A 12,668-nucleotide genomic window follows, 5' to 3' on the forward strand; every position below is an offset into this window, starting at 1 on the left:
AGTCTTTAGGTCGTAACTACAGTTGGGCAAACGGGCCCAAATGCGAGGTTAGAACCTAGCGTTCAACCATCGCTTTTGGCAAGCACTGTTTGGTGCAACCCCCTCAAATTAGCCGCCAAAAACCAGGACTTTCAGAATGCTAAAAAAGCTCTTCACAAATTTTACCTAGATATTTCAGCAGATTAGGCCCTGCTTAGATTTGTGAATTTCCACTAAAAAAAATTGAAGAAAATCGTCAAATTTCACACGTTTGTCACAAAATTGCAGCCCAAATATCCTTTAAACTTGAATGCTATAGCTATATTTGTCTGACAATATATATGAATACCAATACGTGTACCCACGGGTTCCTAGTAAAACCGCAAATTGTAACAAAGGCACACTTAGCCAAATCGTATCTCTGCGAAGAGTTTTGGGGATTGAATGCCTAAATAATTAGCACGAAGTCCGGTTAGGTTCGCTCGACAATCGCAGCAACACCTTGCCCGCCAGCCGTACAAACGGAGATGAGCGCGCGTTGTTTTTGCGTGTCGTCAAGTAGCTTAGCTGTAAGGCCCAAAATACGCGCGCCTGTGGCGGCAAAGGGATGACCATAAGCAACACTGGATCCTTTGACATTCAGCTTTTTGGGATCGATCTTGCCAAGAACCTTTTCACGTCCCAAAACCTTGCGATTATAGGCACGGTCAGAAAATGACTTGATGGTGCAAAGAACTTGCGCCGCAAACGCTTCATGCAGTTCGAACAGATCAATGTCTGCGAAGTCCAAGTCTTCTTTGCGCAACATGTTGGAAACAGCAATCGTGGGGGCCATCAAAAGCCCATCGCCAGCCGCAAAATCATTGGCAGAAACAGCACCTGCACGCAAATAGCCCAGAATGGGAAGCCCACGTTCTTTTGCCCATTCTTCACTGGCGAGCAATACAGCAGCGGCACCATCCGTAAGCGGTGTCGAGTTCGCGGCCGTTAGTGTGCCGTGACCAGATTTACGGTCAAAGGAAGGCTTAAGCGAAGACATTTTTTCCATCGTTGAATCGGCGCGCACATTATTGTCGCGAACGATTCCCGCATGAGGAACAACCAGATCATCATGGAAACCTTCGTCATAGGCGCTGGCCGCATTCAAATGACTGCGTAATGCCAACTCATCTTGTGCTTCACGGGTAATACCCCATTCGCGTGCCATCAGTTCGCAATGTTGCCCCATGGACAGGCCAGTGCGTGGCTCAGAAGTGGAAGGTGCATTTGGCACAACTTCACCAAAACCAAACCCTTTGAACACGCCAAGCTTTTGGCCAAGCGTTTTAGCGCGGCTGAGTTTGATCATCCGTTTTGAAAATTTCGGCCCAAAAACAATTGGGCTGTCGCTAACGCTGTCCGAGCCACATGCAATACCGCTCTCAATTTCACCGCTGGCGATTTTGGCGCCAATGATCATCGCAGCTTGTAGCGATGTGCCACATGCAATTTGCACTGTCGTGCCCGGCGTTGTTGGCGCTAGCCCTGCGTTCAAAGAAGCTTCGCGCGCAATGTTAAAATCGCGAGAATGATTGAGCACCACGCCGCCCATGACTTCGTCAATATGCTGACCTTTAAGATCGAACTTATTCACCAAGCCTGACAAAACGCCAGACATCATGGAGAGGTTGGTTTCCCCCATATAACCGGAATAAGCGCGGCAAAATGGAATACGAGCACTGCCAACAATAGCAACACGTTTAACTGTTTTGTTCGCCATTTTATTCTCCTACGCTTTGCCGTCTTTGCGTGCCTGTATCGGCCCGCCAAGGAATGGAGCAAATCCCGTTCCAAAAATTACGCCGATATCCGCCAAATCTGCGTCGGCCACAATGCCTTCTTTTACGCAAATTTCGCATTCATCGACCAATGGCTTCACCAACTCGCGGCCAAGCGCTTCAAGATCAGCCACCTGCTCCGCGTCGCCCTTAACGGCCTTGCCATTTTCCCATTTGTAAAAACCTTGGCCCGTCTTACGGCCCAGATGACCACCAGCCACCAAGTCCGCAAAAATGCCACCATCTTTAACGTCTTGTCCAAGCTCTTCAGCAACAGACCGCCCGACATCAAGGCCAACCATATCCATCAATTCAATGGGGCCCATGGGCATGCCAAACGCCACCGCCGCTTTGTCGATCGTCACACGGTTTTCCCCGTTTTCAACCCGCATCACAGCTTGCAGCATGTAAGGCATCAACACGCGGTTGACGAGGAAACCAGGTGCGCTTTTCACAACAACCGGGCTCTTGCCAATCGCCGTTGCAAAGCTTGCCCCAATGCGCACAACTTGATCGCTATTATGCTTTTGCGCAATCACTTCAACCAACGGCAATTGTGCAACCGGATTGAAGAAGTGCAAGCCGATTAACCGCGATGGGTCTTTAAGAGCTGAGGCAATGTTCTCCAACGGAATGGACGACGTATTTGTCGCCAAAATCGCAGTTGGTTTCAGATTTGGTTCTAGCGAAGCAAATAGCTTCTGCTTGATTTCCAAATTCTCAATTATAGCTTCAATCACCACGTCAGCTCGACCAACCCCTTTTGCCTCAGGGTCTGGCGTAAGCCGCGCCATCGCAGCCGCCACCAAATCTGGCTTTCGAAGCCGTTTTTTAAACAGTGATTTCGCGCGTTTCAGGGCTGGCGCAATCCGTTCCATATCCAAATCTTGCAGCGTTACTTCCATGCCACGCAATGCGCACCACGCAGCAATATCGCCACCCATCACCCCAGCGCCAATAACATGAACGCGATTGAATTTTGGTTTTGGGCCTTTTTGCACACCTTGAGCTTTAAGCCCTTCGGAAAGGAAAAACACACGGCGCAAATTACGCGCTGTATCAGTCGCCATCAAGGGCGGAAAGTGTTCTAGCTCTGCGTTGATAAACGCTTTTGGATCGTCGCCATGTTTTTCATAAATATCGATCAATTTATGCGGCGCAGGATAGTGTTTTTTGTTGGCTTTTTTCGCCACTTGCTGTCGCATTTTATTGGCCGTAAAACCGCGAAGTGGTCCCATAGCCATGATACGCTTGGACAGGCCGGCAGGTTCGGCCTTGCGGCGCTGCATCACAGCTTTCCTCGCTTCCCAGCGCAATTGATCACGATGGCTCACCAGTTTGTCGACAAACCCTAATCCCTTTGCTGCACCAGCGCGATAAAACTTGCCCGTCAACATCGCGGTCATCGCGGCCACAGGCCCAGCCTGACGGATCGAACGCCCAGTGCCGCCAAAACCAGGGAAAATGCCAAGCTTCACTTCAGGGAAACCAATGCGGGTTTTATCGTCATTCACTGCAATCCGATAATGACAAGCGAGCGCAAGCTCGAACCCACCACCCAAACAAAATCCGTGAATGCCCGCGACAACCGGCACTTTGAGATTTTCAATACGGTTGAAAATAGCGTGCGCCTTTTTAAGCGCTTCGGGCAGAACAGACGGATCACTCATTCCATCGAATTCGCGCACGTCAGCGCCAGCGATAAAGCCGTTTTCTTTAGCGGAAAGCAACACAACACCAGCCAACTCATCGGATGCGACCAAATCCTCAAACCGCAAGGCGAGAGTTTCAAGCTCGGCCATGCACTGAGTACCCAGAACATTCACCGGTGACTTTGGCGTATCAATCGTCAGCCAGCCGATTTTTTCAAAATCTATTTCAAAGTGCCAATATTTGAGTTTGGGCATTTTGGGTTGTGCCATCTCTTCGCTCCCCACTTAAATCAATTCGTATTTGCCGTTTAGTCGACGTGACTATTCAGCCGCAATATGATCACCTTTTTGCGGCTTTCGGGCAATTTTTGCAAGTTCGTCCGGCGCAAAATCATCAACCCGGATTGCATTGTCCGTTGCTTCGTCAGCGGCACGCAACAGGCCTGCTTCGTTATGGCTGATGATGTTCTGATCCACCGCATCTTCAATCGCATCACGATCAAGACGGCGGTTAAGCATACCTTTTTTCAGCGCACGGATGAATTTCTTTTCAGCGTCAGCGGCTTCTTCAACTTTGATCAGCGCGTCTTCAAGCACACCGGTTCTGTCTTCCGGGTCGAAGCTAACATATAGATCTCGTGTCAACCGATCACGCTGGTCCGAATGCTTAAGAACAGCTTTGGCCAATTTGTAATTGACCCGATCCGGAGATGCTGTTGCATGTGCGCCAAACGGGAATACCAATCGACGCATAACAAAACGCATCAAACCATTTGGAAAGTTCGCAAAAACGTCCAAAAAGTTTTTTTCAATCGCCGCTTTTCGGTCTGCAACAATCGCCTCAACAATTGGCAAATCTTCGGCAATAGAGCCGTCATCTTCGTACCGTTTAAGCGTGGTAGACCACAAATAAAGGTCCGATAGGATATCCGCCATACGACCGGACAGCATTTGCTTGCGTTTAATATCGCCGCCGAGAACAACAACAGTCCAATCTCCCACCAGCGCGAAGCTTTGCGCATAGCGGTGAAGCTGTTGATAGTGCGTTTTCAATGGACCAGTGCTAGGTGATGAGGCAAATGCACCAAACGTGATATTATGGAAAAGTGACCCCGTAATATTGCGCAACATAAAGGCCGTGTGACCAGCAAACGCCTTATCAAACGCCTTCAAGCCCTCGCTTTTATTCTCATTCTGCGCTGCCGAAATCTCGCTATAAAGGAACGGATGCGCACGCAATGCGCCTTGAGCAAAGGTAATCAGCGTGCGGGTGAGAATGTTCGCGCCTTCAACAGTAATCGCCACTGGCACGGCTTGGTAGGCAGAAAACAAATAGTTGGACGGTCCGTCACAAACCGCGCGACCACCGTGAATATCCATCGCGTCGTCCAAACGGTCGCGCATGGCTTGGGTGGTGCGATATTTCAACAATGCTGAAATAACCGAAGGCTTTTGCCCCTCGTCCACCATCGCAGCGGTTGCGGCACGCGAGCCCTCAAACATATAGGCGTCTTTAACGATCCGCGATAAAGGCTCTGCGACCCCTTCCATCATCCCAACGGGTATGGAGAACTGACGGCGAATGCGCGCATAAGCACTTGTCACCCGCAAAGCTTGTTTAATCGAAACAGTGCCAATTGCAGGCAATGAAATGGCGCGACCAGTTGATAGACACTCCATCAACATCCGCCAACCTTGACCACAATAATCGGTTCCACCAATAATCCAATCAAGCGGAATAAATACGTCTTTACCGCTATTCGGCCCATTCATAAATGCTGAGCGGGATGGGTAATGACGACGGCCAATATTGACGCCTTCATGCTTGGTTGGAATAAGCGCCAATGTGATACCCACATCAGTGCCTTTGCCAAGCAAGTTTTCAGGATCATAAAGATTGAAAGCCAGCCCTAGAAGCGTAGCCACAGGACCAAGCGTGATGTAGCGCTTGTCCCAATTTAGCTTGACGCCCAGCACTTCTTTGCCTTCATGTTCACCGTAACAAACAACACCAGCATCGCGCATTCCTGCAGCGTCAGAACCAGCGTGAGGACCGGTTAGCGCAAAGCAAGGCACTTCTTTGCCAGTGGCAAGGCGTTCCAGATATTTGTCTTTTTGTGCATCGGTTCCGTATTTTTCCAGCAATTCGCCTGGCCCCAAGGAGTTTGGCACCATCACCGAAATACCCGCAGCAATAGAGCGACAAGCAACTTTAGAAACAATCATCGATTGCGCTTGAGCGGAAAAACCCAACCCGCCATGTTCTTTTGAAATAAGCATACCAAGGAAACGGTTTTCCTTGAGATATGTCCACACAGCATCCGGCATATCAGCACGATTGTGTCGCGTGTCCCAGTCATCGATCATGCCGCAAACTTCTTCAGCCGGGCCATCCATGAAGGCTTGCTCTTCTGCTGTCAGCACTGGCTTGCGGATGTCTAAAAGTTGAGACCAGTCTGGCTTGCCAGAGAACAATTGCGCGTCCCAGCCAACCGTACCTGCATCAAGCGCTTCTTGTTCTGTACTGGAAACCCGTGGGAGGATCTTTTTAACAGCGCCATAAATCGGTGCGGTCAGTACAAGACGCCTGATCAAGGGAACGGACAATAAAAGCATCAATATGCCTGGGATATAGACGAATAGGCCCAAACCGCTCGGATTAAAGCCACCGCCAACGATCACTTGCCAAATGGCTGCAAAGCCAATTGCAACAAGCCCCCAAACAACAAGCCGCGCTTCAATGAGCGCCAACGCGAAAAACGCCGCCAACCCAGCCAACATCAGAATAAACGCCATGAAATCCTCCAGCAATCAAAATCCATGTGCTGCACAGCACTGCCAAGCACGCAAAAGTCCAATACGAACACAATGTCACAGATATACGTTAACGTCAACGTGATTACTTTATAGGCAACTATTCGTATTACGTAGATTTTTTAATGATTTAGCGTTTTGGCAAACAGCCATGCCGTGAAAAACGTAAACGTGCGTCGATCAATTGACGTTAACGTCAGTTGATGTAATACTTCAACATAATTGGGCAGGGAGAGAAAATTATGGCAACGGGATCAGCAAACCACCAACTATACCAACCTTGGTTGAACAGTTACCCTGATGGGATCGACTATTACGCACCAATTGACACGACACCTGTCACGGAGCGCATCACAAAATCCGTCGCTGAAAATGCCAGCATTGTTGCACTCGACTTTTTAGGCCGAGAAACAACATACGCAGAACTGGGCATCGCGATTGATCAAATGGCGGGTGCGTTGCAAAAGGAAATGGGCATCAAAAAGGGTGACCGCGTGGCGCTTTTAATGCCGAACACGCACTTCTTTCCCATTGCCTATTATGCGGCGCTGAAAATTGGCGCGACGATTGTAAACTGCAATCCGCTCTACACTGTTTCAGAACTGACCCATATTCTAAAGAGTTCAAATTCAAAAATTATTGTCACGCTAGACTTGGACCTAACGTTTAAAAAGGCAGAGGCGCTAGCGCAAAAAGGCCTATGTGAAAAACTTGTCGTTGCGCATTTTCCCAACGCATTGCCGACCCTTAAGAAGGTGCTCTATAAGCTTTTAAAGAGCAAAGACCTTTCAAAGATCAACCAATCCTCTCAAGCCGAAAAAGTAGTTCACTGGGACGATCTGGAAAATTCGGGCGCCATTGCTGACCCCGTTAAAATAGAACCTCGAGATATGGCTGTATTACAGTTTACGGGCGGCACAACAGGCATTCCAAAGGCAGCTGTACTCACCCATGAAAATATAGCCGCAAATCTGAGCCAGATCGACTTATGGGGTTTAGATCTATTCCGCCCACCTGCCGGATTGATCGCCGTTCTGCCATTTTTCCACATTTTTGCGATGACTGTTTGCATGAACACGCCGCTCGTCAGCGGTGTGAAAGTGGTGATGCTGCCCCGGTATGAGAAGATCCCCCTTCTCAAAATGATCAATCGAACGAAGCCCAGCATATTCCCCGCCGTCCCCACGCTTTCCCACGCCCTTGCAACAGCACCGGAGTTGGACAAATACGATATCTCTAGCCTTAAGGTTGGCATTTCAGGTGGCGCAGCGCTGCCAAATGACACCAAGGTCGCATTTGCAAAGGCAACTGGCGGCCTCATCGCAGAAGGCTATGGCTTAACCGAAACCGCACCGGTTCTATGTTGCTCGCCGCTTTATGGGGCTGGCAAAGACAATTCCATTGGCCAACCCCTGCCCGGCACTGACATTCAATTTGTCGACATAGATGACCCAACCCGATTTGTCGCACCAGGCGAGCGCGGTGAATTGGTCGCCAAGGGGCCACAGGTCATGCCCGGATATTTGGACAATCCTGAAGCCAATGAAAATTCATTCGTAAACGGATATTTTCGCACCGGCGACGTTGGCTATATCGACGAAGACGGCTTTATCTTCATCGTCGACCGCATCAAAGATACCATTATTTGTTCTGGATATAATGTGTATCCAAGAGCGATTGAGGACGCGTTGTACAAGAACGAAAAAGTCGACGAGTGCAATGTAATCGGTGTGCCTGATGAATATCGCGGCGAAGCGCCAGTTGCTTTTGTTAAACTGAAAACCGGGGTAACCGCCACGCAAGATGAACTGATGGAATTCATCAAAACTGACATTTCAAAAATTGAAATGCCGCGAGAAATCATTTTTAAGGACGAATTGCCAAAAACACTTATTGGCAAACTGTCTAAGAAGGAACTTCGTGAAGAGTACAAGAGCAGTGAATAAAATATTGGCCAAACCTGTCGACAAAAAGCACGACTTGTTTTCGATTGCCGAACTTGCGGGGGAGTTTAACATCTCAACCCGCACCATTCGGTTTTATGAATCTAAAGGCCTGATTGTCCCGGACCGAGTTGGCACCACACGCGTATTTCGACGGCGCGACCGGACACGACTTCTGCTCATCTTACGCGGCAAACGTTTGGGTTTCACACTGAAGGAAATCTCGGAATATTTGGAACTGTATGACGCAGACCAGACCCAAGCGACGCAAACCCAACACTTGCTCGAGCGGGTAAATTCGCGCCTAGACATGTTAAATGCGCAAAAAGCAGACTTAGAAATCGCCATTCAAGAATTAGAGTCGATGCAAAAATACGCACTCGACCAACTTGAAACACAAACGGTTTAAACCTCGAGCGCATCGGCAAACGAAACAGGTTTGTGATCGAAAATATCCATGATTTCGACGCCCTTAAAAACATCCCGGCGAATTGAGTATCGCCGGTATGGCACCATACCAGTACGCGCCTTATGTTGGTGGTCCGCCTGCTCATTTCTCCGACGATCAGGACCAAAATATTGCTCAGTCTCATAATAATTATGCACGTTGTTGAGTTGACGTTTTATCCGTGATCGTAACGTGTCCAGCGTACAGGGAGATTGCACGATATCATCAAAGCCGACCGATAAATATTGGCCCAGTTCCTGTTGAGAGATTTCTCTAGCCATGAGAAAGAGCGGCGAAAATCGAATTTCATCGCCATATACTCGAACAGCTTGCGTTGCGGCCCGAAGCTGGTCCATCCGCCCCATCTGCGAGAAAAAACAAAAATTGATCCGGTGCTTAGATATCGTGCGCTCCAACGCCTCGAAATCACCGACACAATGCGTTTTTAAAAACCCAACGGTCTTCAGGTTGGAACAAAATGCTTCTGACCAACTACCATCATCTGAAAATACAAGGGCACTACAACGATTCAACATGTTCAAATACTTAAATGTTACAAATATCTAATTAGAAATACACATGGACTTTGTGCAAATGGTCAATTTCCTAAGTGTATTTCCTAAACCATTTATTATTGTTTCGACCTCGCAAACGTTCTGCACAGTAAGTACACCCCACAGACAAAATTTGACTCTTTTTGCAATTTGGGTCAAAAGGTCATAACACTATTCCGTCAAGAAAGACCTTAAATTGAACGACAAGGACAAACTGCGCGAAACCCGCATACTTGAGGCAACGGCTGCGTTAATTTCTAAGTTTGGGTACAACAAGACAACTGTTGCCGACATCGCCTCAGCAGCAGGTATTTCAAAAGGCGCTATTTACCTGCACTTCAAATCCAAGGAAGAAGTGCTCGAGGCGTTGTTGATTGAAACGGTTTACAAATACTCAATTGCTTGGTTTGAAGCGGTAGAAGCTGACCCGGAAGGCGGGCGCATCGCCAACATGTATATCAATATGCTCAAGGCCTTTGACACCAACCCCTTTATGTCGGTGATCATGCGCAAAGATCCGACAATTTTGGGCAACTATATCAAGCAGCCTGGCAATTTTTTTGAACGCCAACAGCATTCTGGCATGCGCCATGATTTCATCTCCATGATGCAAGCAGCAGGCGCTGTGCGAAAAGAACTCGACCCTGCTGTCACCGCTCATTTGATGGATATTTTTAGCTATGGTCTGGTGGTGATTTCAGAGTTCAAAAAACCAGATGATATTCCAGAAACGGACGCCGTTATCAAAGGGATCGCTGACATGATGGACCGCGCACTAACGCCTGACGAAGGTGCCAACAGCGATGCAGGCAAACAGGTCCTGCGTCAGCTCTTTCAAGCTGGCATTGCAGAATTTGATAAATCAAAAAACCAAAATTGAGAACATTATGATCTCTGCTCAGAACTTAAAATTCGCCTATCCAAATGCAACGGCTGACACGTTGAATGGCATCGACTTTGATATTGCGGAAAAGGAAATATTCGGATTTCTTGGCCCGTCAGGTTCCGGCAAATCCACCACCCAAAAAATCTTAATCGGTCTTTTGAAAGACTATCGTGGTGAAATTTCCATTTTGGGCAAAGACTTAAAAAGCTGGGGTAACGAACTTTACGAGCATATTGGTGTCTCATTTGAATTGCCCAACCACTATCTCAAATTAACAGCCCGCGAGAACTTGCAACATTTTGCAGGCTTCTATCAGGGCCCCACATTGACCCCAGACGAAGTGCTGGAAATGGTCGATTTGCACATGGACGCCGACAAAAAAGTATCCGATTTCTCAAAAGGCATGAAAATCCGCCTTAACGTCGCACGTAGCCTGCTGCACAAACCAAAAATCCTGTTTTTAGACGAGCCTACAAGTGGGCTGGACCCCGTCAACGGAAAACGGATTAAAGACCTAATCTTGGGGTTGCGGGACGCCGGAACCACAGTTTTTGTGACCACTCACAATATGAATTTGGCAGACGAGTTGTGTGACCGCGTTGCTTTTGTAACCGCAGGCAATATTTCAGTGATCGACGCCCCGGACGCGTTAAAAAAACAATATGGACAGCGCAAAGTTCGCCTAGATGTTTCGAACCAACATGGCGATCTCACCAGCACACATTTCGAACTTGATGGACTGCAAACAAACGCCCAGTTTCACGAGGCCGTTAAAGCGGCCCACCGTATTGAGCGCATTCACAGCCAAGAAACCACACTTGATAATATCTTCATTCAGGTGACGGGACGGGAGCTGACAGCATGAGACGCCTCGTTCAAGCGATCAAAACTGACTTAATCGTGCAATATCGAAACAATCTCTATCATGTCGGCATTGTCATTTCGCTTTTGATCGCCCTTGCCCTGTCTCAGCTTGCGAGCCCTAATCAATTGGTCAACGTCATTCCAGCGGCGATACTGCTCATCATTGGTGGCACAACCATGCTCTATGTTGCGGGTATGGTGATCTTTGAAAAAGACGAAGGCACGATGGCTGCCACTATTGTTTCACCCCTAACCGATGCCGAATATCTAGCGTCCAAAATTGTTTCGCTTGTTTTGCTCGCAACATTTGAATCCCTGATTTCGATTTATGGCGCAATCGCCATACATTTATTTGGCGGGGACGCAGTTTGGCCTAATCCAATATGGCTTGTTTTGGGCATCCTATCGGTCTCTATCTTGTTTACGCTTGTGGGCATTGCCATTGTGGTCCGCTATCAACGCATCACCGATTTTTTGATCCCGATGTCCGGCGTCGCAATTTTGATGCAGCTGCCTTTCATGTATTTTTGGGGAATATTTAAACATCCAAGTCTGCTGGCTATTCCAACATCAGCACCCACTATGATTATGGAAGGCGCATTTCGCCCGCTTGAACAGTGGGAAGCACTTTACGCCATCGCTTACGCGGCCGCAGCAATCCTTGTTTTTGCCTATTGGGCAAAATCCGCGTTCCACACGCATATCACAATGAAGATGGGATAGATCGATGAACATTATTCCCTTAGCGCAAAAAATTGGCCGCAATGATTTTCGCCTGATTGGACGGGATCGATTTTTGTTGATGATGTGCGGCTTTGTGATCTTCATCGCGTTGTTTTTACGCCTCGCAGCGCCAGCGCTTAACGCCTACCTGAGTGAGAACAACATCATGCCGGGCAGCTTTTATCCGGAGGCACTTAGTCATTTTTACCCGATGATGGTTGGATTTTTGGTGATTTTTCAGGGCGCATTGCTCTCCGGTGCAATTTATGGGTTTTTATTGCTCGATGAAAAAGAAGACAACACCCTAGCCGCGATGCGCGTAACACCCGTTTCTGCGGCGAAGTTTATCAGCGTACGCATGTATATTCCTGCCGTCCTTTCTGGAATTGTAGTGTTCTCACAGCTCCAGTTTATCGGCCTTGCGCAGGTTCCAATTCACATCGGCTTAGCGTTGGCCATCGGCGCATCGCTAACCGGACCTATCGCGACATTGACCTATGCCAATTTTGCTGAAAACAAACTTCAAGGCTTCGCAATCGCCAAATTTGTGAGCATTGCAGGCTGGATCATCTTGATCGGGTGGTTCGTCCCGGAGCCGATGCAATGGGCTTTCGGTCTATTCCCACCATTTTTGATTGCAAAAGCCTATTGGATGGCCCTTGCTATGAATGGCAACTGGGTTTGGCCGTTGCTAGCGGGCATCTTGGGCCAATTGGCACTGATTTGGCTGATGGTGAACAGGTTTCACAAACAATTGGCGCAAAGTTAAACCGGCAACTTTAAACAAGAAAGCGCGCTGGCTCACTCGACTCGGCGCATCATAAAACGAGAATTCATATTAGGGGGTGGATGGTGGGCGTAACTGGGATTGAACCAGTGACCCCTACAATGTCAATGTAGTGCTCTCCCGCTGAGCTATACGCCCATCCGTGCAATCAAATTGCTGGGCTGATAGACCATAAAATCAACAGTTGGGTCAATAGCAATT

10 protein-coding genes and 1 tRNA gene are annotated in these 12,668 nt (G+C 48.3%); 6 read left to right on the forward strand and 5 right to left on the reverse strand.

What is annotated here, in order from left to right:
* Positions 1-451: 451 nt before the first annotated feature.
* Genes ACSHWX_RS05640 through ACSHWX_RS05650 form a run of 3 tightly spaced genes read right to left on the reverse strand, consistent with a single transcriptional unit; the run spans position 452 to position 6,244 of the window.
* Positions 452-1,738: an acetyl-CoA C-acetyltransferase gene (locus ACSHWX_RS05640; protein ID WP_435667216.1), complete on the reverse strand. Its 1,287-nt coding sequence runs from the start codon at positions 1,736-1,738 to the stop codon at positions 452-454.
* Between the two features lie 9 nt (positions 1,739-1,747).
* Positions 1,748-3,718, reverse strand: a complete 1,971-nt coding sequence (locus ACSHWX_RS05645; protein ID WP_435667217.1) for a 3-hydroxyacyl-CoA dehydrogenase NAD-binding domain-containing protein — start codon at positions 3,716-3,718, stop codon at positions 1,748-1,750.
* Positions 3,719-3,769: 51 nt separating this feature from the next.
* Entirely contained in the window at positions 3,770-6,244 is a 2,475-nt protein-coding gene (locus ACSHWX_RS05650) for an acyl-CoA dehydrogenase (RefSeq protein ID WP_435667218.1), read from the reverse strand.
* A gap of 260 nt (positions 6,245-6,504) precedes the next feature.
* On the opposite strand from ACSHWX_RS05650, the gene ACSHWX_RS05655 reads away from it, so the two are divergent.
* Positions 6,505-8,208 carry a long-chain-fatty-acid--CoA ligase gene (locus tag ACSHWX_RS05655; RefSeq protein ID WP_435667219.1) on the forward strand — a complete coding sequence of 568 codons (1,704 nt, stop codon included), beginning with the start codon at positions 6,505-6,507 and terminating at the stop codon, positions 8,206-8,208.
* Positions 8,201-8,614 (forward strand): MerR family transcriptional regulator, encoded by a 414-nt coding sequence (locus ACSHWX_RS05660; RefSeq protein WP_435667220.1) that lies wholly within the window; start codon positions 8,201-8,203, stop codon positions 8,612-8,614. Before ACSHWX_RS05655 ends, ACSHWX_RS05660 begins: the two co-directional genes overlap by 8 nt.
* On the opposite strand, the gene ACSHWX_RS05665 is transcribed toward ACSHWX_RS05660, so the two are convergent.
* Positions 8,611-9,189, reverse strand: a complete 579-nt coding sequence (locus tag ACSHWX_RS05665; RefSeq protein WP_435667221.1) for a hypothetical protein — start codon at positions 9,187-9,189, stop codon at positions 8,611-8,613. The two genes, ACSHWX_RS05660 and ACSHWX_RS05665, sit on opposite strands and share 4 nt — an antisense overlap.
* A gap of 214 nt (positions 9,190-9,403) precedes the next feature.
* On the opposite strand from ACSHWX_RS05665, the gene ACSHWX_RS05670 reads away from it, so the two are divergent.
* Genes ACSHWX_RS05670 through ACSHWX_RS05685 form a run of 4 tightly spaced genes read left to right on the forward strand, consistent with a single transcriptional unit; the run spans position 9,404 to position 12,449 of the window.
* Positions 9,404-10,087 (forward strand): TetR/AcrR family transcriptional regulator, encoded by a 684-nt coding sequence (locus ACSHWX_RS05670; RefSeq protein ID WP_435667222.1) that lies wholly within the window; start codon positions 9,404-9,406, stop codon positions 10,085-10,087.
* Positions 10,088-10,094: 7 nt separating this feature from the next.
* Positions 10,095-10,958, forward strand: a complete 864-nt coding sequence (locus tag ACSHWX_RS05675) for an ATP-binding cassette domain-containing protein (RefSeq protein ID WP_435667223.1) — start codon at positions 10,095-10,097, stop codon at positions 10,956-10,958.
* On the forward strand, positions 10,955-11,680 hold the full coding sequence (locus ACSHWX_RS05680; RefSeq protein ID WP_435667224.1) for a fluoroquinolone export ABC transporter permease subunit: 726 nt from the start codon (positions 10,955-10,957) through the stop codon (positions 11,678-11,680). Before ACSHWX_RS05675 ends, ACSHWX_RS05680 begins: the two co-directional genes overlap by 4 nt.
* A 4-nt stretch (positions 11,681-11,684) precedes the next feature.
* The gene (locus ACSHWX_RS05685) at positions 11,685-12,449 is read left to right on the forward strand and encodes a hypothetical protein (RefSeq protein WP_435667225.1); all 765 of its coding nucleotides are present in this window, start codon (positions 11,685-11,687) and stop codon (positions 12,447-12,449) included.
* A gap of 81 nt (positions 12,450-12,530) precedes the next feature.
* Here ACSHWX_RS05685 and ACSHWX_RS05690 read toward each other — a convergent pair.
* Positions 12,531-12,605 (reverse strand) — tRNA-Val (locus tag ACSHWX_RS05690).
* Between the last annotated feature and the right edge of the window lie 63 nt (positions 12,606-12,668).

Source organism: Maritalea sp., assembly GCF_051251695.1.
Taxonomy (GTDB): domain Bacteria; phylum Pseudomonadota; class Alphaproteobacteria; order Rhizobiales; family Devosiaceae; genus Maritalea.

Bases quoted from the DNA above. Each gene is read 5' to 3' on its own strand.
- ACSHWX_RS05645 (WP_435667217.1), bottom strand. From the start codon at position 3,718: ATGGCACAACCCAAAATGCCCAAACTCAAATATTGGCACTTTGAAATA.
- ACSHWX_RS05655 (WP_435667219.1), top strand. From the start codon at position 6,505: ATGGCAACGGGATCAGCAAACCACCAACTATACCAACCTTGGTTGAAC.
- ACSHWX_RS05680 (WP_435667224.1), top strand. From the start codon at position 10,955: ATGAGACGCCTCGTTCAAGCGATCAAAACTGACTTAATCGTGCAATAT.
- ACSHWX_RS05650 (WP_435667218.1), bottom strand. From the start codon at position 6,244: ATGGCGTTTATTCTGATGTTGGCTGGGTTGGCGGCGTTTTTCGCGTTG.
- ACSHWX_RS05675 (WP_435667223.1), top strand. From the start codon at position 10,095: ATGATCTCTGCTCAGAACTTAAAATTCGCCTATCCAAATGCAACGGCT.
- ACSHWX_RS05640 (WP_435667216.1), bottom strand. From the start codon at position 1,738: ATGGCGAACAAAACAGTTAAACGTGTTGCTATTGTTGGCAGTGCTCGT.
- ACSHWX_RS05665 (WP_435667221.1), bottom strand. From the start codon at position 9,189: ATGTTGAATCGTTGTAGTGCCCTTGTATTTTCAGATGATGGTAGTTGG.
- ACSHWX_RS05685 (WP_435667225.1), top strand. From the start codon at position 11,685: ATGAACATTATTCCCTTAGCGCAAAAAATTGGCCGCAATGATTTTCGC.